Origin of the sequence: Novacetimonas cocois (assembly GCF_003311635.1) — a bacterium.
GTDB classification, from domain to species: domain Bacteria; phylum Pseudomonadota; class Alphaproteobacteria; order Acetobacterales; family Acetobacteraceae; genus Novacetimonas; species Novacetimonas cocois.
This window is the reverse complement of sequence record NZ_QEXL01000001.1, coordinates 78426-98239: the sequence shown is the minus strand read 5'-3', so window position 1 is coordinate 98239 and position 19814 is coordinate 78426. Positions and strand designations below refer to the sequence as shown.

The 19814-nt window shown below is 65.1% G+C and carries 10 protein-coding genes and 1 pseudogene; 3 read left to right on the top strand and 8 right to left on the bottom strand.

The window, feature by feature from the left end:
* Nucleotides 1-4: 4 nt before the first annotated feature.
* The 7 genes and pseudogenes from rplK to NJLHNGOC_RS00395 form a co-directional block, all read right to left on the bottom strand.
* Nucleotides 5-439 carry a 50S ribosomal protein L11 gene (gene rplK, locus NJLHNGOC_RS00425; RefSeq protein WP_113594619.1) on the bottom strand — a complete coding sequence of 145 codons (435 nt, stop codon included), beginning with the start codon at nucleotides 437-439 and terminating at the stop codon, nucleotides 5-7.
* 106 nt (nucleotides 440-545) lie between these two features.
* Complete coding sequence (locus NJLHNGOC_RS00420; protein ID WP_113594618.1) at nucleotides 546-2174, bottom strand: efflux transporter outer membrane subunit; 1629 nt, start codon at nucleotides 2172-2174, stop codon at nucleotides 546-548.
* Nucleotides 2171-3469: an efflux RND transporter periplasmic adaptor subunit gene (locus NJLHNGOC_RS00415; RefSeq protein ID WP_113594617.1), complete on the bottom strand. Its 1299-nt coding sequence runs from the start codon at nucleotides 3467-3469 to the stop codon at nucleotides 2171-2173. The genes NJLHNGOC_RS00420 and NJLHNGOC_RS00415 overlap by 4 nt, the downstream gene beginning before the upstream one ends.
* A pseudogene (locus NJLHNGOC_RS00410) lies at nucleotides 3466-6644 on the bottom strand (efflux RND transporter permease subunit). The gene NJLHNGOC_RS00415 and the pseudogene NJLHNGOC_RS00410 overlap by 4 nt, the downstream one beginning before the upstream one ends.
* Before the next feature lie 186 nt (nucleotides 6645-6830).
* Nucleotides 6831-8237: a sensor histidine kinase gene (locus tag NJLHNGOC_RS00405; protein WP_113594789.1), complete on the bottom strand. Its 1407-nt coding sequence runs from the start codon at nucleotides 8235-8237 to the stop codon at nucleotides 6831-6833.
* On the bottom strand, nucleotides 8224-8961 hold the full coding sequence (locus tag NJLHNGOC_RS00400) for a response regulator transcription factor (RefSeq protein WP_113594616.1): 738 nt from the start codon (nucleotides 8959-8961) through the stop codon (nucleotides 8224-8226). The genes NJLHNGOC_RS00405 and NJLHNGOC_RS00400 overlap by 14 nt, the downstream gene beginning before the upstream one ends.
* Before the next feature lie 52 nt (nucleotides 8962-9013).
* Entirely contained in the window at nucleotides 9014-10354 is a 1341-nt protein-coding gene (locus tag NJLHNGOC_RS00395; RefSeq protein WP_239021240.1) for a DNA recombination protein RmuC, read from the bottom strand.
* Nucleotides 10355-10604: 250 nt separating this feature from the next.
* Here NJLHNGOC_RS00395 and NJLHNGOC_RS00390 point away from each other — a divergent pair, with 250 nt between their 5' ends.
* A complete protein-coding gene (locus tag NJLHNGOC_RS00390; RefSeq protein WP_113594615.1) occupies nucleotides 10605-11945 on the top strand; it encodes a dicarboxylate/amino acid:cation symporter in 1341 nt (446 codons plus the stop codon).
* Nucleotides 11946-11988: 43 nt separating this feature from the next.
* A complete protein-coding gene (locus tag NJLHNGOC_RS00385) occupies nucleotides 11989-13290 on the top strand; it encodes an MFS transporter (protein WP_113594614.1) in 1302 nt (433 codons plus the stop codon).
* 71 nt (nucleotides 13291-13361) lie between these two features.
* On the opposite strand, the gene NJLHNGOC_RS00380 is transcribed toward NJLHNGOC_RS00385, so the two are convergent.
* Nucleotides 13362-16724, bottom strand: coding sequence for a DUF3971 domain-containing protein (locus NJLHNGOC_RS00380; RefSeq protein ID WP_239021239.1), 3363 nt, complete (start codon nucleotides 16722-16724; stop codon nucleotides 13362-13364).
* Nucleotides 16725-16744: 20 nt separating this feature from the next.
* On the opposite strand from NJLHNGOC_RS00380, the gene NJLHNGOC_RS00375 reads away from it, so the two are divergent.
* Nucleotides 16745-19801 (top strand): bifunctional [glutamine synthetase] adenylyltransferase/[glutamine synthetase]-adenylyl-L-tyrosine phosphorylase, encoded by a 3057-nt coding sequence (locus NJLHNGOC_RS00375; RefSeq protein WP_113594613.1) that lies wholly within the window; start codon nucleotides 16745-16747, stop codon nucleotides 19799-19801.
* The last annotated feature ends 13 nt before the right edge of the window (nucleotides 19802-19814 follow it).

The window sequence follows — 19814 nt, the reverse complement described above, 5'->3', positions numbered from 1 at the left end:
GGGATCAGCCCTCCACCACATCAATGCCCATGGCGCGTGCCGAACCGGTCAGCATGCGCACGGCGCCATCGATGTCATTGGCATTCATGTCTTTCATCTTCACTTCGGCGATCTCGCGCAGCTGCGCGATGGTCACCTTGCCGACGCTCGCGGCCTTTCCGACGGTGGAACTGCCCTTGTTGATCTTGGCAGCCTTCATCAGGAAGTAGGTGTTCGGCGGCGTCTTGGTAATGAAGCTGAAGGTACGATCCGCATAGGCGGTGATGACCACGGGAATCGGCATCCCCGGTTCCATGCCCTGCGTCTTGGCGTTGAACTCCTTGCAGAACTGCATGATGTTCAGGCCGCGCTGACCAAGGGCCGGACCAACCGGCGGAGAGGGATTCGCCTTGCCGGCGGGGATCTGCAGCTTGATGTAGCCAACGATTTTTTTGGCCATATCCGGGGCTCCTGACTGTTTCACCCGGACCGCGGTTCAGGCGGTCACCCTTGCCTGCATGAGACAGGGGCAAGAGACCTCCCGCGTTCCGATAAGAGGCGCGCACCTACCGTTGATTCGGGGTAGCTGTCAAGCCCTGCGAGGAAAATGCTGGCATGTCGAGGTTCTGCGAATCAGGCCCATTGTCCACGTTTACGCCCCCGGCGCTCTTGGGAATCCGCAGGTGCGAATATTGCAGCGGACCAAAGGGACGGATCTGCTTGTGGTTGGGCAGCTGGCTGGTGTCCCATCCGCCGCCAAGGGCACGGATCAGTTCCACCTGCGCCTGCATGTAGCGGGTTTCGACCTGCACCTCCGCGATGCGGGCGGTCAGGGCAGCAACCTGCGCCACCACCACGTCAAGGTAATTGGTCAGCCCGCCCGTATAAAGCTGCATGGTCATGTTCTGCGTGCGCAGCGAGGCCTTGACCGCATCGCCTTCCTGCGCGGCCTCACGGTCAAGGTCGCGGGTCAGGCTCAGCCCATCCTCCACATCCTTGAAGGCGGCGAGAACGGTGGCGCGGTAACGGTCCTCGGCCTGGCGGTACTGCGACCAGCTGCGCTGCAGTTCCGCGCGCCGCATGCCCCCCTGGAACAGCGGCAGCACCGCCTGCGCGGCATAGTTGTACATGCCGTTGGCGAACTTATCGAGGGTGAAGCCATTATCCATGAACCCCGCCATGGCGCTGAAGGTCACATGGGGATAGAAGGCGGCCCGCGACACGCCGATCGCGCGGTTGGCCTGCGCCATCGCGCGTTCCGCACTGGCAATATCGGGGCGGCGTTCCAGCAGGGTGGAAGGAATCCCCGTGGCGATCTTCACCTTTGGGAAGCGGATTTCAGACGTTGGCGTGATATGGAACGCCGAGGGCGAGACATTCACCAGCACCGCGATCGCGTGTTCCATCACCGCGCGGCGCGCCAGCAGATCGGTATCGGATGCCTGCGTGGCCGAAAGCTGAGTCTGCGCGCGGGAGACGTCAATCCCCGCGGCAATCGCGCCAGCCTGGCGCATCTTGGTGATCTGCACCGCCTTTTCGTAATAGCGGATCGAATCCTGATACACCGCATGCTGCGCGTCCATGCCGCGCAGCTGCATGTAATCATTCGCCAGTTCCGACTGGATGCTCAGCCGCGCCACGGCAAAATCGGCGGCGGAAGCCTGTGCCTGCTGCTGGCGCATGCGCTTGCGGTTGCGGATCGCGGACCAGAAATCCGGCTCCCACCGCACGGTCGCGCCCCATTGCTGCGACGACATGTAGGTCGGGCCCTGGGACCCCGCGCCACGCCACAGCCGGTGCTGCGATGCCTGGTTGTTGGACGCCCCGGCATTGCCGCCGATCTGGGGATAGAGTTCGGATGCCGCCTCGGCCGACAGGTCGCGCGCCTGGGTAAAGGTCTCGGCCGCGGACTGCAGGTCGGGGTTCAGGCGTCCCGCCCGTTCCTCCAGATCGTTGAGAAGGGGATCGTTGAAGACCATCCACCAGTCCCCACGGGGGGCGTCATCGGCGGGCACGCCATAATGCATGAAGCCCTCCCCCTTCCAGTTGTCGGGATAGAAGTAATGCGCATGCTTGTATTTCGGCGCCAGATCGACACACCCCGCAAGGCCCAGAGCCATCATCGCGCATCCGGCAAGGCAGGCCGCCCGCGCCGGCCAGTGGCGGTTACGCATCAATATGGAACTGCCCTTCATCGACGCGCCCCGGTATCCGCCGCCCCCTGATCGGCCGGCATGGCCCGGACATCGTCGTCATCTTTCGTATTTTCCGTAACCGGCGCCTTTGCCATGGCCGAGGCCCCGGCATCGTTATAGCCGGGGGTGGAACCGACCAGATACACCTCCTGCCCTTCCAGCAGGCCGGAGGAGGGATTGTTGACGACCCGATCATGCAATCCCACGCCCGCAAGGATCTGCACCTTGGTGCCAAGGTTCGTCCCCACGGTGACATTCCTGAGCCTGACGCGGTTATGGTCATCGACCACCGCCACCTGCATCCCCTGCGCGCGGAATAGCAGCGCCCCTTCGGGCAGGATCAGGATATCGGGATCGCCCGGCGCGGTGAAATGCACCGTGGCATAGGAATCGGGCCACAGCTCACGCTTGTCATTATCGACCACCAGTTCGGTCGTCACGGTGCGGGTCGCGGCATTGAACGCCTTGGCCGTGGCAAGGAACTTCGCCTTGAACACGCGTCCCGGATACTGCGGCACGGTGATGTCGCCCGTCAGCTTCGGCCCGATGATGTCGGCATAATCCTGCGGCACGGACACGAACACGCGCATGCGGTGCACGTCGGCCACGCTGAACAGTTCGGTCGCCGTCCCGCGGGAGGACACATCGCCACCGCCCGCGTTCACGTAATCGCCCACATCGGCAAGGCGCGACGTCACCACGCCGTCAAACGGGGCGACGATCTGCTTGAACCCGATCAGCGCGGCATAGCGCGAGACCTCGTGACGGGCGGCCTCCACCTCGGCGGCCTGCGCCTCCGCATTGGCGGCCTGCACGTCGACTTCCTGCTGCGAGACGGCCTGCGTGCCCTGCAGCGCCTTCCAGCGTTTCGCCGTGATCTGCGCCAGCTTGTAACGCGCCATCGCCACGTCGAAATTCGCCTTGGAGGCGGCGTACTGGGCATCCAGGCCCGGCGTGTCGATGGTGGCGAGGATTTCGCCCGCTTTCACCTTCGCGCCGATATCCTTGTACCACATCTGCACATAGCCCGAGACCTGGGCATAGATCGGGGCCTGGTACCACGCGGAAATATTGCCCGGCAGGTCCAGCGTGCGCGTCTTTGGCCCATGTTCGGGCGAAATGACCTGCACGCGTGGGATGGATGCGTCGGCGGTCTGGCGGCTCAGGCTTTCGACATGCATGCGCCGTTCGACGATCCCGCCCACCACGACGACGGCCACCACGACCACGCCCAGTCCGACCCAGATCCTGCTGCCGCGCCCGCGCTGGCCCTTGCTATCATCAGCGCCCGTCATGCGCGTTCTCCCTCGGCAGTCGTGGTCTTGGATTTTCTTGAATGAATAAGCGCGAACACGCACGGCACGAACAGCAGCGTGGCGCAGGTGGCCACCATCAGCCCGCCCATCACCGCGCGGCCCAGCGGCGCATTCTGCGAATTGCTCAGCGACATGGGCAGCATGCCGATGATCATGGCCGACGCGGTCATCAGGACGGGGCGGATACGTTCATATCCCGCCTCGATCGCCGCCTTGATCGCATCGCCATGCAGGTCCATCCGCTCCCGCGCGAAGGCGACCACAAGGATGGAGTTCGCCGTCGCCGTGCCCATGCACATGATCGCCCCCGTCAGGGCGGGCACCGACAGGGCGGTATGCGTCAGGAACAGGCTCCACGAAATACCGGCCAGTGCGCCCGGCAGGGCGGTAATGATGATGAAGGGATCAAGCCACGACTGAAAATTGACGACGATGATCAGGTAAACCAGCAGGATCGACATCGCCAGGCCGGAAATGAGCTGCACATAGGCGCCGTTCATGGTCGTCGCCTGACCACGGACATACAGGCTTGAACCACGCGGCAGGGATGCGCGTTCCTCGTTCACCACGCGCTCCACCTCGCGCGAGACGGTGCCAAGGTCCAGCCCCTCGTTCGTGGCATAGATGTTGAAGACCGGCATGATGTTGTAATGCGCGACCTCCCCCGGCGTGCCCGTCTGCACGATCTGGCTCAGCCCGCCAAGGATCTGCGGCGGCAGGTTCTGCGGGTTGCCGTCGCCCCGGTCGATGGGGATCGTCTCCAGGTCGTTCATCGTCTGCAGGAACTGCAGCGGCGTCTGGATGTCCACCAGATGCGACACCCCGGTCTTGGGGTCCAGCCAGTAGGTGGGCGAGACCTGCCCGCTGCCCGACAGGACGGCAAGGGCGTTGTTCGCCACGTCCGATTCCGTAAGGCCGGTGCCCAGCGCATAGGTCCGGCGGGCATTCACGCGCAGGGTCGGGGTATTCATCGGTTCCTGCACCGTGACATCGGTCACGCCGGTAATCTTGCGCAGGCGGCTGGCAAGGTGCTGCGCGAAATCGAAATTGCCATACAGGTTGCGTCCCGACACCTGCACGTCGATCGGCGCGGGCAGCCCGAAATTGAGGATCTTGGCCGTCAGGTCGGCGGGCATGAAGGTGATTTCGGTGCCGGGGAATTTCTCCGCCAGTCCCTTGCGCAGGATGGCGCGGTACTGCGCGACCGGCGCCTCCTCGTCCTTCAGCGTCACGGTCAGGTCGCAGTCCTGCGTGCCGACGGTGGGCGTGGGAATGAATGCCTGGTTCAGCGGACTGAACGGCAGGCCGCAGTTATTGACGATGCCCTCCACCTCGCCGGGCAGCAGGCGTCCGATTTCGTCATTCACCAGCATGGAAATCTTGCCGGCCTCGGCGATCTTGGTGCCGAGCGGCGCGCGCATGTGAATCGCAAGCGCGTTGGAATTGATTTCGGGGAAGAAATCCTGCCCCGCGAAATACAGCAGCCCCAGCGAGCAGAACGCCAGCACCGAGAACAGCGGCACGAAACGCCGGCGCGTCGCCAGCAGGTGCATCAGCAGGTTGCGGTAGCGGTTGCGGAAAATCACGAAATAGGCTTCGAACCCGCGCTGGAACCGCGCAAAGATGCTCTGCGATGGCTGGGCCTTTCCACTGGCCAATGCCTGATGGGCGGCGACCTGCGCGGCGAGCATGTATTTCGCCATCGTCGGCACCAGCGTGCGCGACAGGATGAAGGAGGCGATCATCGCGAAGATGATGGCTTCGGCCATCGGCATGAACAGCCAGCCCGCAACCCCCGTCAGCTGGAACAGCGGCATCCACACGATACAGATGCACAGGGTAGAGACAAAGGTCGGGATGACGATCTGGTTCGCCGCGTCGATGATCGCGGTTTCCAGATCCTTTTNTCCAGATGGGCGTCGATATTCTCGATCATGACGGTGGCGTCATCGACAAGGATACCGACCGCGAGCGCCAGGCCGCCCAGCGTCATGACGTTGATCGTCTGTCCCGCCGCGCCAAGCCCGATGACCGAACACAGCATCGCCAGCGGGATGGAGGTCGCGATGATGACCGTCGATCGCCACGACCCGAGGAACAGCAGCACGACAAGGCTGGTCAGCAGGGCGGCGGTGCCCATTTCCTGCACCACGTCGCGCACCGCCTCCTTCACGAAGGTGGAGGCATCGCCCAGCACGGTGATGTTCACCCCGGGGGGCAGCGTCTTTATGATCCCGGGCAGCAGCGCCTTGATCCCGCTGACCACCGACAGGGTGGAGGCGTCACCGCTTTTCATGATGACGATCAGGACCGCCTGATGCCCCTTGACCAGCACCATGTTGGTCTGGGGCGGGCCGCCGGCATGCACCCACGCCACGTCACGCAGGTAAACGACGGAATTCCCCTCCTGCTTGATCGGCATGTTGTTGAAGGTGTCGATCTCCTCCGGCGAGGCATTGGTCTGCACCATGTAGTCGAAGGCGCCGATCTGCTGGTCACCGGCGGGCAGGACGATGTTCTGCTTGCCCAGCGCGTTGCCGATGTCGGTGGCCGACAGGCCGTGCGCCAGCAGCTTCGTCTGGTCAAGATCGACCATGATGTTGCCGGGCTGACCGCCATACGGGTTGGGAATGGCCGCCCCCGCGACCGACACCAGGGCCGGGCGGATCAGGTTGGACGACATGTCGTAAATCTGCGAGGCGGTCATCGATTCAGACGAGACCTGCAGCGTCAGCACCGGCACGGACGAAGCGTTATAGGTCAGCACCAGCGGCGGGGTCATGCCCGCCGGCATCTGTTTGATGACGGTCTGCGAAACGGAGGTGATCTGCGTCTGCGCCACGGCGGTATCGGTGCCGGGCTGGAAAAAGACCTTCACGATGCCACGCCCGTAATAGGACTGGCTTTCGATATGTTCGATGTTGTTGACCGTCGCAGTCAGCGCGCGTTCGTAATAATAGACGACGCGCCCGGACATGTCCTCCGGCATCAGGCCGGTATAGGTCCAGCAGATGGCGACGACGGGAATGTTGATGCTGGGGAACACATCGGTGGGGGTACGCAGCAGCCCGCGCACACCGAAAACCACAATCAGGATGGACAGGACGACAAACGTGTAAGGCCGCTTGAGCGCGGTAACAACGATACCATTCATACGCGGCTTGTTTCCCCCGGCGCTGGAGCAGGGCCGCCAGCTTCATGTCCCATCGCGGACATGGACGGGAATTCCCCCCCGCCCGCGTCCGGCAATGTGTTCGTGTACATCGTCATAATTTCTCCGTCCCCCTTCGGTGTTAAAATGGGGGACGCCCCAGACAAATGAAATTTCTGTTTAATGTCTTCACGCCGCCTCGTCCGGCGGGGGCAGCGCATGCGATGCGGCAACGAAACAGATTGTAAAAACGGCACCCGGCAGATCGGGGTCGCGCCGCGCGGCGCCAATGCGCAGTACGGCATTGTGAAGCTGCACGATCGCCAGCACCAGACTGAGGCCCAGCCCGCTGCCGGGGACGTGCCGGCTTTTGTCGGAGCGGTAGAAACGCCCCGTCACCGCCTTGCGTTCCTGCGGCGGGATGCCGATGCCCGTATCCTCCACCTGCAGCGACACGCCATCGGCGTCCTCATAGGTCCGGATGGTGACGTGGCCACCTTCGGGCGTGAACTTCATGGCATTGTCGACAAGGTTGGCCAGGACCTCGATCAGCAGGTCACGATCCCCCAGCACCTGCATGACGCCATGTCCGGGGGTGTGGCGCAGCACGATTCCCTTGCTTTCGGCAATGGGTTCGTAAAGGTCGATGATGTCGGCCGCCAGACCGTCGAGGTCCACCGTCCCGAATCCCACCCGGCGGCGTCCGTTCTCGATCTCGCCAATGCGCAGCAGCGCGGTGATGACGGCGAACGACTGATCGAGATCGTCGATGGCGCGCGCGATCACGTTGCGCAGTGCCTCGGCCGAATGCCCGGCGGAACGCGCGCGATCCAGCCGCGCCCGCACCCGCGTCAGCGGCGTGCGCAGGTCGTGGGCGATATCGTTGCCCACGTCACGTATCTCGTCCATCAGGCGTTCGAGGCGATCGAGCATCCTGTTGACGCTGCCCGCCAGGCGCTGCAGGTCGTCGCGCTGCCGACCCGCCGGCAGACGTTCATGCAGGTCGCCTTCCATGATGCGGTCAATGGCCTCGTGCATGTCCTTGACGCGCGCCAGGGCGCGATGGCTCAGCACGATGCCGGTCATCAGGGCGAACAACACGGTCGGCACGATGGAAACCAGCAGCGAGTGGCGCATCATCAGGCGCAGTTCGCTGCGCATGTGCCAGCTTCGCCCCAGCACAAGGAAACGTCCCCCCCGCACGCTGACCGCCAGCATGCGCAGGACGCCGGGGGAATGGTCGGTGTTCTGCAGGCTGATTTCATGGACATGACCGTCGGCCACCAGCCCTTCGGGCCAGTCATGCAGGTCGCCGACAATGTAAAGATGGTCATGATCGAACAGCGTCGTGACATTCATGATGACACGTAGGTCATCCGTCGCGCGGTCGCGGACCTTGCGTTCAAGGTCCTCCTGACTTTCGGTCTGCAACAGGGCGGCTTCGCGGTAGAGCAGCGTGTCCGAACGCCGCGCCTCGAACACCGTGGCCTGACTGTAGCCAAGGAAGAACTGGAACGCGGCGGAGCCGATCATGGCCGCGACAACCGCCAGCGTCAGGCGGAATGTCGCGGTCCGGAACAGTTCATTTAGAAACACGAAGCATGAACCCTGCGCCACGTATGCTCTGGATCAGGGAAGGTCCGCCATTTTCGTCCACCTTGCGCCGCAGCTTGCCGATATGGACGTCAACAAGGTTCGTCTGCGGGATGAAGCGGTAATTCCACACATCCTCCAGCAGCATGTTGCGCGTCAGCACCTGATCGGGGCGGCGCATCAGGTATTCCAGCAGCCTGAATTCGCGCGGCAGCAGGTCGATCCGCTCCCCGTTGCGCGTCACGGTGCGCTCGATCAGGTCCATCGTCAGCGGACCGGCGCGCAGCATTGTCTCGCGCGAGTTGGTGGGACGGCGCAGCAGGGCCTCCAGCCGCGCTGCGAGTTCCTCCATCGCGAAGGGCTTGGTCAGGTAATCGTCGCCCCCCGCCTTCAGGCCGCTGACCCGGTCATCGACCGCCGACAGCGCGGACAGCACCAGCACGGGTGCGCGCACCTGACGTTCGCGCAGGGTTTCGATCAGGCTGAGCCCGTCGAGTTCGGGCAGCATGCGGTCGACGACCATCACATCGAAGTCGTGCGTCAGCCCGACCTCCAGCCCTGCGGAGCCCGAGGATTCGTGCCGCACCCTGAAGTTCCGGCTTTCCAGTTCCTCCGCCACTTCCTGCGCGATCTTGACGTCATCTTCCACCAACAGGACACTGGGCCCGGTCGGGATGACGGGAGAAGCCGCGTTTTCAACGCGATCGGATGTGTCGGGACCTGTCATGACAACTCCGAATATGCGGGAGGATGGATACCCGCAGCTATTAAAATCCCTTTCACTCGAAAGGAAGCGGCACGGCGCGGTGACCGGCCGCGGGCGCATCCTGCCCACCCGCCGCATCGGGTTCCGCCCCCGCCCCGTGCCCGTCGGGCGCCACGGGGTCGTCAGCGGACGCGTCTGGCGCGAAGGACGCGGTGTCCAGATCGCGCAGCTGTCGCGTGACGGCGCCGGTGCGACGCCGGGCCTCGTCGATCGAACTGCTCATGGCCGAGGCATTGCGCGCCAGTTTTTCCAGCACCCCGTCCATACGCAGCATTTCCTGACGCGTTGCCCCCAACAGGCGCGCGATGTCGTCGGTGCGTTTCTCCAGCGCCAGCGTGACATAGCCAAGGTGGATCGTGCGCAGCATCGCGGGCATCAGCCCCGGCCCCATGATGATGACGCGGCTGGTGCGTCCGATTTCATCGATCAGGCCGGGAATGCGCGCGACCTCGGCATACAGCCCGTCGGTCGGCAGGTAAAGGACCGCGAATTCCACCGTGACGGGGGGCAGGATGTATTTGGCGGCGATCTTGCGCGCCTCGATCCGGACCGTCGTCTCCAGCGCGCGGCGCGCGGCGCGTTCGGCGTCGGGATTTACATCCTCCACCGCCTGCAACAGCCGCTCGTACGCCTCGGTCGGGAACTTGGAATCGATGGCGAGCACGGGGGGAACGGAGGCCTTGACGGGCATGCGCACCGCGAATTCCACTACCTCCCGGCTCTTGTCGCTCAGGCGGCAGTTCGCCTCATACGCCCCTTCGGGCAGGACGTCGTCCAGGATGGCGCGCAGCTGCGCCTCCCCCCATCCGCCACGCGTCTTGACATTGGAAAACAGGCGCTTGAGGTCGCCGACCTGCGCGGTCATGGCCGAAACCTCGCCCATTGCCTGCTGCATGGAGGCCAGCTGTTCCAGCACACGGCGGAAGGATGTCTGCATCTGGCGTTCCACCGCCTCGTGCAGGCGTTCGTTGACCGCCTCGCGTATGGCCTCCAGCTGGGTGGCGCTGTCGGCGGTCATGGCGCGCAAGGCCTCCGACAGGCTCAAGCGCATGTCGCCCATTTCCCGGCTGACGATGCTGGCGATGCGGCCCAGCCCCTGCGACGTGTCCTGATGACGCTGTTCCAGACGGGCGGTCAGCACACGCTCGATTTCCGCAAGGCGCGCGCGCTGGGCCTCGGCATCGGCCATGCGGGCGGCACTTTCGCGTTCGACCATGACATACAGCCGCGCCAGCAGGTCCTCCTCCGCCCGGCCGCCATCGCGCTGGCGCAGCAGCGCGAAGAGAAGCAGGCAGGCCGTCACCGCGCACAGCGCCGAGGTCCATATCGCGATCGTGGTCAGCGTGTCGAACAAGACGGATGTCCCCCCAAGCCCATATCCTTCCTCAAAAAAGAACAAAACATGTCCACAGCCTGTAATGCAGATACAGCAGCCCGACCATACATTTTTGGAATATCAGCCCTTCATGCTATGCCGGAACCGTTCCGCCCTCCGGCGGGTCACCAGCTTTTCAATCCCGCACACGCCACGGGCGCGATAGGCTGCCCCTCCATCCTGTTTCCCCGGCATGGCCGGACCGTTTCCTCACCAGGGCCTCAACCGCATGATCCACGTTTCCCCGACGACGACGGCGCCGCGTCCGCGCTCCCTGTTCCGAAGCCTGTATTTCCAGGTGATCGTCGCGGTGATCGCCGGCATTGCGATCGGCCATTTCTGGCCGCAGGCGGGGACCGCGCTGAAACCGCTTGGCGATGGTTTCATACGGTTGGTGAAAATGATCATCCCGCCGGTCATCTTCCTGACGGTGGTGACCGGGGTGGCCGGCCTGTCGGACCTGGGCAAGGCGGGGCGCCTCGCGGGGAAGGCGATGGTCTATTTCCTGACCTTCTCCACCCTTGCGCTGGTGGTGGGGATGCTGGTCGCCAATATCGTGCGGCCCGGTGCCGGCGTGCATGCCGATCCCGCGCTGATGGACGGACAGGCCGTGGCGTCCTTCGCCGCGCAGGCCAAGGCCCATACCTTCAGCGGGTTCATGCTGAACATCATCCCCGACACCGTCATCAGCGCCTTCGTGTCGGGCGATATCCTGCAGGTGCTGCTGATCGCGATCCTGTTCAGCATCAGCCTGTCGCACATGGGGCCGCGCGGGCATGCGATCCTGTCGCTGTTCAAACAGCTGACGGAGCTTGTCTTTGGCGTCGTGCGGCTGGTCATGCTGGCGGCCCCCATCGGGGCGTTCGGGGCCATGGCGTTCACCATCGGCCGCTTCGGCATCGGTTCGGTGCTGGACCTCGCCTTCCTCGTGCTGACATTCTACGCGACCTCGGCACTGTTCATCATCGTCGTGCTGGGGCTTGTCGCGCGCTATAACGGCTTTCGCATCCTGCCCCTTCTGGCCTACCTGCGCGAGGAACTGCTGATCGTGCTGGGGACGAGTTCGTCGGAATCCGCACTGCCGTCACTAATGACCAAGATGGAAAATGCCGGGTGCGCGCCATCGGTTGTCGGGCTGGTGATCCCGATGGGATATTCCTTCAACCTTGATGGCACCAACATCTATATGTCGCTGTGCGCCCTGTTCATCGCGCAGGCAACCGGCGTGGACCTGGGGCTGGGGCAGCAGATATCCCTGCTGCTTGTGGCGATGATCAGTTCGAAGGGGGCCGCGGGTGTGACCGGGGCGGGGTTCGTGACCCTTGCCGCGACGCTGGCGGTGGTGCCGGACGTGCCCGTCAGCGGCATGGCCCTGATCCTGGGGATCGACAGGTTCATGTCGGAATGCCGGTCGCTGACGAACATCATCGGCAATGCGGTGGCCACCATCGTCCTCGCCCGCTGGGAAAGGGAGCTGGATACAAAGCGCCTCCATGCCGCGATGGCCGGCCTGATCCCCGAAGAAGAGGCCGAACGCCCCATCATCGCCGGCAGCGCCGAAAACGCCTGATCCCCCTTCCCCCGCCCTTCATGGACGCAAGACACCCCAATCCATGCACATTCCCCCTTCCCCCGACGTCACGCTGACGACGCGCCAGCGGATACGCAGCATCGTTGCCGGTTCATCGGGCAACCTGATCGAATATTACGACTGGTACGTCTATGCGGCGTTTTCGCTGTATTTCGCCCACGCGTTCTTCCCTCATGGCAGCCAGACGGCGGAGCTGCTGCGCACGGCCGCGATTTTCGCCATCGGCTTCCTGATGCGTCCGATCGGGGGATGGATCATGGGGCTGGTGGCCGACCGCCACGGCCGCCGCTTTGCGCTCAGCATATCGGTGCTGGCGATGTGCGCGGGATCGCTGACGATCGCGCTATGCCCCGGCTATGACAGCATCGGCATCGCGGCCCCCGCCATCCTGCTGCTGGCGCGGCTGGTGCAGGGGCTGAGCCTTGGCGGGGAATACGGGGCCAGCGCCACGTACCTTTCGGAAATCGCCCCCCCGGCGCAGCGCGGATTTTACGCCAGTTTCCAGTATGTCACGCTGGTGGCGGGGCAGCTTCTGGCGCTGGTGGTGCTGCTTTTGCTGCAGTTCGTCATCCTGACCCCGCAACAGCTCGGGGCATGGGGGTGGCGCGTTCCCTTTGGCATCGGCGCGCTGCTGGCGCTTTCGGTCCTGTGGTTCCGGCGCGGCATGGCCGAAAGCGAACAGTTCCGCCACGCCACCCGCGATCCCGGCGCGACAGGCGGCCTGCGCGTGCTGCTGCGTCACCCGCGGGAGGTCATATCGGTCTGCGGGCTGACCCTTGGCGGGACGGTCGCGTTCTATACCTTCACCATCTACATGCAGAAATACCTCGTCAACACGACGGGGCTGAGCCGGGAACAGTCAACGGTCGTCTCCACCACGGCACTTGCGATCTTCGCGCTGGCGCAGCCGGTATTCGGCGCGCTGTCGGACCGCGTGGGGCGGCGGCCGCTGCTGCTGTCGTTCGGGGTCATCGGCTGTATCGTCACCGTTCCGCTGATGCACGCGCTGGGACAGGCGCACTCCCCGCGCATGGCGCTGCTGCTGGTGGTGATCGCGCTGCTGTGCATTTCGGGATACACCTCGATCAACGCGGTGGTGAAGGCGGAACTGTTCCCCACCCGCATCCGGGCACTGGGGGTGGCGCTGCCTTACGCGCTGACCGTTTCCATCTTTGGCGGCACGGCGGAATATGTCGCGCTGTGGTTCAAGGAAGCCGGGCATGAGGAATGGTTTTACTGGTACGTCACGGGCTGCATCGCCTGTTCCCTGCTGACGGTCCTCTTCCTTTTACCCGCGCGTGACAGCATCACGCCCGATACGTAAGGCACGCCCCACATAAATGCGTAGCGGCCCGCCGCACAGGCTGAGGGCACACTGGTTCAGCGCACGCCGGTTCAGTGCAGGTGGGCCAGATTCCGCAGGAAACCGGGCAGCAGCAGGGCATACGGGTTGACGTGCACGCTCGGGTTATCGAACGACCCGCTGATCTGGTACGTGGCCGAGACCACGCCGCCGTTCTTTTCAGGACTGAACAGCCATCCCAGCACGCCGGGCAGATGGCCGGGCGCGGCATTGACGGCAAATGCCGGAATGATCGTCCCGTCCAGATCCAGCGTCGCCTGGTCGAGGTTGATGCGTCCGGCCACCGTCGCCCCCAGCGAGGCATTGCTGACCAGCCCGTCCGTGATATTGACCACGCCGTCGCGGAACGTCAGGGGCACCTTGACATGCTCCACCTGGAATTCCGGCGCATGCGGCGCCTTCATCCAGCCGTAGATGGAGGCATTGTTCACCATCCGCACGATGGAGGGCACCTGCCGCAGGACAAAGGGGCCGGTACTCAGCTGTCCCGAAAACGGCGCGCTGGCGTCCACATCGTCGAATGATCCCTCCAGATCGACCTGCCCGCCTTCCATCTGGTCGCCAAGCTTCATGGCCTTGAGCAGGCTGCCCAGATCGGCGATGTGCATCGACAGGACGCGGCTCTGTCCATGCGGGACCAGCGTCGCGGTGGCGGCGGTCGGGCCTGTCATGGAAAATGTCCCGCGCATCAGGCGGACACCGTCATCCTCCAGATGGCTATGCACGCCCTGGATCGACTGCGTCCTGTTATAGAAGACGGTACGGGCATCGACATTGATGTTCCAGCTGCGGCCCGGCGCGCTCTTGACGCGTCCGCTGGCGGCTTCGGGCATGTGGTATCCCTTTGCCGGCGGCTTCGCGGCCGCTCCATCCGCCGCCTTCTCGTTCTGTTTCTGGTATTCCAGCAGCGGCGACAGGTCGAGCACGCGGGCTGCGACCGATACGCCATAGGGATCCTTTTCCCCGGCCGGGATGGTGATGATCGCGTTGCCGTTCGAACGCCCCACGCGGAACCCGTGCAGGATCAGGCGGCGGCTCATCCCCTCGGCCGTTTCGGCATGCCCGTCAATCAGCAGTTCCGGCCCCACCGCGCGTATGTCCTCGATCGAGGCGACGCGCCCGTGATCGAGGTTTATGACGACAGAGGCATTCGCGTCCTCGCCCACCCGCTTGCTCCAGATCGGGATCGTCAGGGCCGAACGCTTGAGGTCGAGGTCAACGTCCACCTGCGCCTTTCCGCCCGGATAACGGTCATAATCCACATCCAGCGCGGCGCTGCCGCCGAAATGCTCCCCGGTGTCCAGACCGGCGCGACGCACGCCGGCAGGCGTCAGGTATCCCTGTACGCTCGCGCTTTCGACCGCATGGTCGGGCGCCCCGGCACGGAAATCCATGGTATAGAGGATCGTTGACGGAATGCCCGACAGATTGCCCGTCCCCTTGAGCAGCAGCCCGTCGATCGATGCGTCGATCCCGAAGCGCCCGGCATCAAGGGACCGCCCCATCACCACATTGCCCAGATGCACCTGCGCCAGGTCGGTATGCGTGCGCAGGTCGATCTGTGCCAGCTTGACATGGGCATCCAGCGGAAGCGCGATATGCAGCGAGACGTTGGCCCTGCCCGCAGGAGAGGTAAAGGTCATCGGATGGCGCGACAGGACGTTGAGCCGGGGTTCGGCCAGAAGGGCCAGGATATCGCGCGCATTGCCCTGAAGGGTGGTGTTGATGTCCCCCATCTGGACCTTTTTCATCAGGCCGGTAATCAGCATCGAACCCGGCCCGACCTCGATACGCCCGACCCCCGTCGCGTTGACGTGGCGGTCGGTGCGGTCAACCAGCTGGTACGCATGGTCAAAGCTGATCGCGATTTCGTCCGGTCCCTCGAACGTCAGGTGGGCGTCCATGTCATGCAGCGGCGGGATCGGGCGCAGCCAGTACAGCTCCATCCCGTCGGCGCGGATGTCGCCGGTCAGCGATGTCAGGTCGAGGTTGTTCCACCCGTCATGGCTGACCAGCCCCACACGCGCCTGAAGCTCGCTGACATGTCCCTTCGTAATGTTGGTCGTGACCCAGCGCCGCGCGCCCTTCATCGCGCCCGCCGGCCAGAAATCCCCCAGCGTCGAGAAATCGAGCGCCAGCGCCTCGGCCGAGATGCCGATGCCCAGATCACGCGGATGCACGAGGGAGGAGGCATGCAGGCTTGCCGTCGCCGTCAGTGTGGGGCCGCTGCCGTCGTCATCGGGATGGCCCGGCGCGCGCAGGTGCACGACCATCTTTTCCAGCGTGGCGCGGAACGGACCATCGAACGGCGCATCCTGCCCCCCCGGATCGAACGAGGCGACCAGATGCGCCTCCCCGTCGCCAACCAGCAGCTTTCCGCTCCTGCGCGTGGTAATGGCGCCATTGCCGACCTTCAGGTCAACGCCCAGCGTCCGCGGCGTCATGAACTGTCCCGCCCCGCCGGACGCCAGCGACAGCTGCAGCGTCCCGCCCACCGGCAGGTCCAGCGCCGCCACGTCCTTCTGTCCCGGCACGAAGGCCGAGGGACTGACCGGATCAAGCTTCACCGTCCAGTCGATATGACCGGGGGAGACCTCGTTCCCTTCCCCCCTCATGATAAGGCGCTTGCCACTGCCCTCCAGCATGAAACCGGCCGAGCCACTCGCCCCGATCTGCCCGTCATGCGACACGATATGCAGGTTCGCGGAGGCATCGCGCGTCTGCCATACCTGTCCCGAGATGTGGTCGGTGAATTTGATCTGCGCATCCGAGACGATCAGCCGCCGCAGGCGCGACAGATCCACCGGATGGCTGTGGGAATGGCTGTTATCGTCGGGCATGTCGGGACCGAGGTCGATCCCGATTTCCCCGTCCGTGCCCCGTTCCAGCGTCAGGTGGACGTCACTTACCGACAGGTGGCGCAGCACCACGTCCCCGTGGACCAGCGCGGGCGTATTGACCACGACATGCCCGTGACTGATGCGGTTGGAGATGGTGCCATCCGCGTTCATGATGGTCACGTTGCTCGCCCAGACTTCCAGCGGCGCGCGGATCCCCGCATGCAGCGCGTTCCACCCCACCAGCACGCGGCCTACCGTCAGGCGGCCCAGCCGTCCGGTGGGATCGGGCGTATGCACGACCGACAGCGGCGTCATCAGCCGCACGACCGGCGTCACGTCGATCGGCCCGGTGGACAGGCGCAGCGTCAGGACCAGCAGCAGTGCGGCAGGCAGGACGATGCTGGCCAGCAGCGTCCATATGACCACCCGCAGCACCCGCAGCCCGATCAGGCGCAGCCGTCCATCCGGGGCGGGGGGGGGCGGTGACGTATCTTGACCGTCGCGCGTCATGGCGTCCACGTTGCACCCGCGTGCCCGTGCGCGCGATGTCGCCATTGCTGCCCAGGTTGTTTCATATGTCCCAGCGCCCCGTCACCCCGGACACCCGCCCCGGAGAGATTCATCCCGGATGGCGGAACTGCGCATGGCCCCCGGCGGCCGATGCGCGGGCCGCGGGACACCTGCACGAGGACCTGGAAAAGGCGCTGTCCGGGCATGGGCTGGATGCGGCGGTGCTGTCGGTCCCGACGGTGGCGGCAATGGTCCGGGCGATGGGGGGAAACAGCCCCTACCTTTCCGATCTGGCGCGACGTGATGCGGATGCCTTCGCCCGCCTGCTGCGCGCAGGCCCCGAACGCGTGATGGCCGACATCCTGGCGGACCTGCGCGCGGAGGCGCCACAGCAGCCCCGCCACGACATCGCGCACGTCCTGCGCACGGCCAAGCGGCATGCGGCGCTGGCCATCGCGCTGGCCGATATCGGGGGCGCATGGTCGCTGCAGCAGGTGACGCACGCCCTCAGCCATCTGGCCGAGACGACCCTGCATCTCGCGGTCAGACATCTGCTGCGCACGGCCCATGATACAGGCCATCTGGTTCTGCCTGACCCGGACGACCCCGCGCGATGCAGCGGCTTTGTCGTCCTGGCCATGGGAAAATTGGGCGCGCGGGAACTGAACTACTCCTCCGATATCGACCTGATCGTCCTCTACGACCCAGCCTGCCACCCCGAACACGAGGACCTGCGGCGTATCTTCGTGCGCATGACTAGCGACCTTGTCGGCCTGATGGAAGCACGCGATGCAGATGGTTACGTTTTCCGTACCGACCTGCGCCTGCGTCCCGATCCATCCGCCACCCCCATGGCCGTGTCCTTCCCCACGGCGATCACCTATTATGAAAGCATGGGCCGCACATGGGAACGCGCCGCCATGATAAAGGCCCGCCCCGTCGCTGGCGATATCGCGGCGGGACAGCGTTTCCTGGCCGCCATCCACCCTTTCATATGGCGACGGCACCTTGATTTCGCCGTCATCGACGACATCCATGACATGAAAGCACGCATCGACCGCCACCGGAATGCCGGAAAAGGCGGACTGCTGGCGCTTTGTGGGGAAAATCCCGCCTCCGACGACGCCATGCGCGACTGGCTGCTGGGCCATGACGTGAAACTGGGCCAGGGCGGCATCAGGGAGGTGGAGTTCGTGGCGCAGGCGCTGCAACTGGTCTGGGGCGGCCGCAGACCGGACCTGCGCGATCCCACCACGCTGGGCGCACTGCGCCGGCTGGCGCGGGCGGACCTGATTTCGCATGCACAGCACACAATCCTGTCTCGCAACTATCACATGATGCGGCAGGTCGAACACCGGCTGCAGATGCGCGCCGATCACCAGACGCACCGGCTGCCGGAAACGCCCGACAGATTCGATCATTTCGCCATCTTCATGAACGCGGCGGACGGCCCCGCCCTCGCCCACGCCATCGTGCCGAGCATGCGCCATTCGCGCCGGATATTCGAACGGCAGTTCGCCGAACCGGGACACCCCGACGACACCATCGCCCCCGATGACGCGGAAGTGGGAGAGCGCCTGGAACAGGCCGGGTTCCCTGCCGATACCCTCGATAACGCCCGCACCATCCTGCAACGGTGGAACACGAACCGCCTGCGCGCGCTGCGCTCGGACCGCGCCCGCATGCTGCTGCACCGGCTTCTGCCCGGAATATTGCGCGAAATCGGGTCGCGGCGCGATCCGCTGACGGTGCTGCGCCGTTTCGACACGCTGCTGGAACGGCAATGGGCGGGGGTGCAGTTCCTCTCGCTGCTGGAACGCAATCCCGCGCTGGTGCACCGGATCATGACCGTGCTGGACTGTTCCCCCTTCCTTGCCAACCATCTGGCGCAGGCGCCCTCCGCGCTGGATGGCCTGCTTGACGCCAGCACGACGGAGGCGACGGATGACACCGCGCGCGCCGCCGTGGCGCTGGTGCGCCAGCACGTGGCGCAGGACATGGGGACCGAACGCCTGCTGCCGGTCCTGCGCGGTTTTGTCTGCGGAGAGGAATTCCGCCTGTCCGTCGCGCGTCTTGAACACCGCATGAGCGAGGACCGCGCCGCGCGGGTGCGCACCGCAATGGCCGACGCGGTGATGCGCGGCCTTCTGCGCACGGTCACGGCGGAACATCGCGCGCGTCACGGCCACGTGCCGGGCGGCGCGATGGCGGTCGTGGCGATGGGCAAGGCCGGATCGCGGGAAATGATGCCCGGATCCGACCTCGACCTCATGCTGGTGTTCGACCATCCCGACGACGTGATGGAAAGCGTCGTGCCGCGCCACGCGCACACACCCGGCGCGCGACCGCTGGGGGCGGGGACGTATTTCGTACGGCTGGCGCATGCCTTCATCGCCGCCCTGACCGCGCCGGGGGCCGAAGGGCCGCTGTATGAGGCGGACATGCGCCTGCGCCCGTCGGGGTCGAAAGGGCCGGTCGCGGTGTCGCTGGCGTCGTTCCGGCGTTACCACGCGGAATCGGCATGGACATGGGAACGCATGGCCCTGACGCGCGCGCGCGTCGTCGCCGGGCCGCCCGCGCTGGCCCGCCGCCTGCGCGATGCCATCGACGTGGCGCTGGATGGCGGCGCGGACGACGGACGCGACATCGCCGCCGACACGGTGCGCGAGGACGTGCGGGCGATGCGGGTGCGCCTGATGCGCGAACTGCCGCCGCAGGGGCCTTGGGATATCAAGCGCCGGGCAGGCGGTCTGATGGAAGTGGAGTTCATCGCGCAGGGACTGCAACTGCTGTGCACCCGGCGCGACGTGCGCTCCACCTGCACGCGCGTCGCGTTTACGCGGCTGGCGCGCGCGGGCATGCTGTCGGCCACTGACGCGCGGATGCTGCGCCGCGCGGACCTGTTCTGGCGTTCGGCGCAGAGCATGCTGCGCATCCTGATGGGCACCGAAATCCCCGAACGCCTGCCCCCCGCCGCGATGGAAATCATGCAGCGCGAACTCGCCGCCGACAGCGAGGACGACATGCTGGCCCGCATGGACGACATGGCCTGTCACGTGCGTGACGCGTTCAGCCGCCTGATCGCCTCCCTGCCACCCGCGCAGGACATCCAGACTACCTGATTGCGCATGAAGA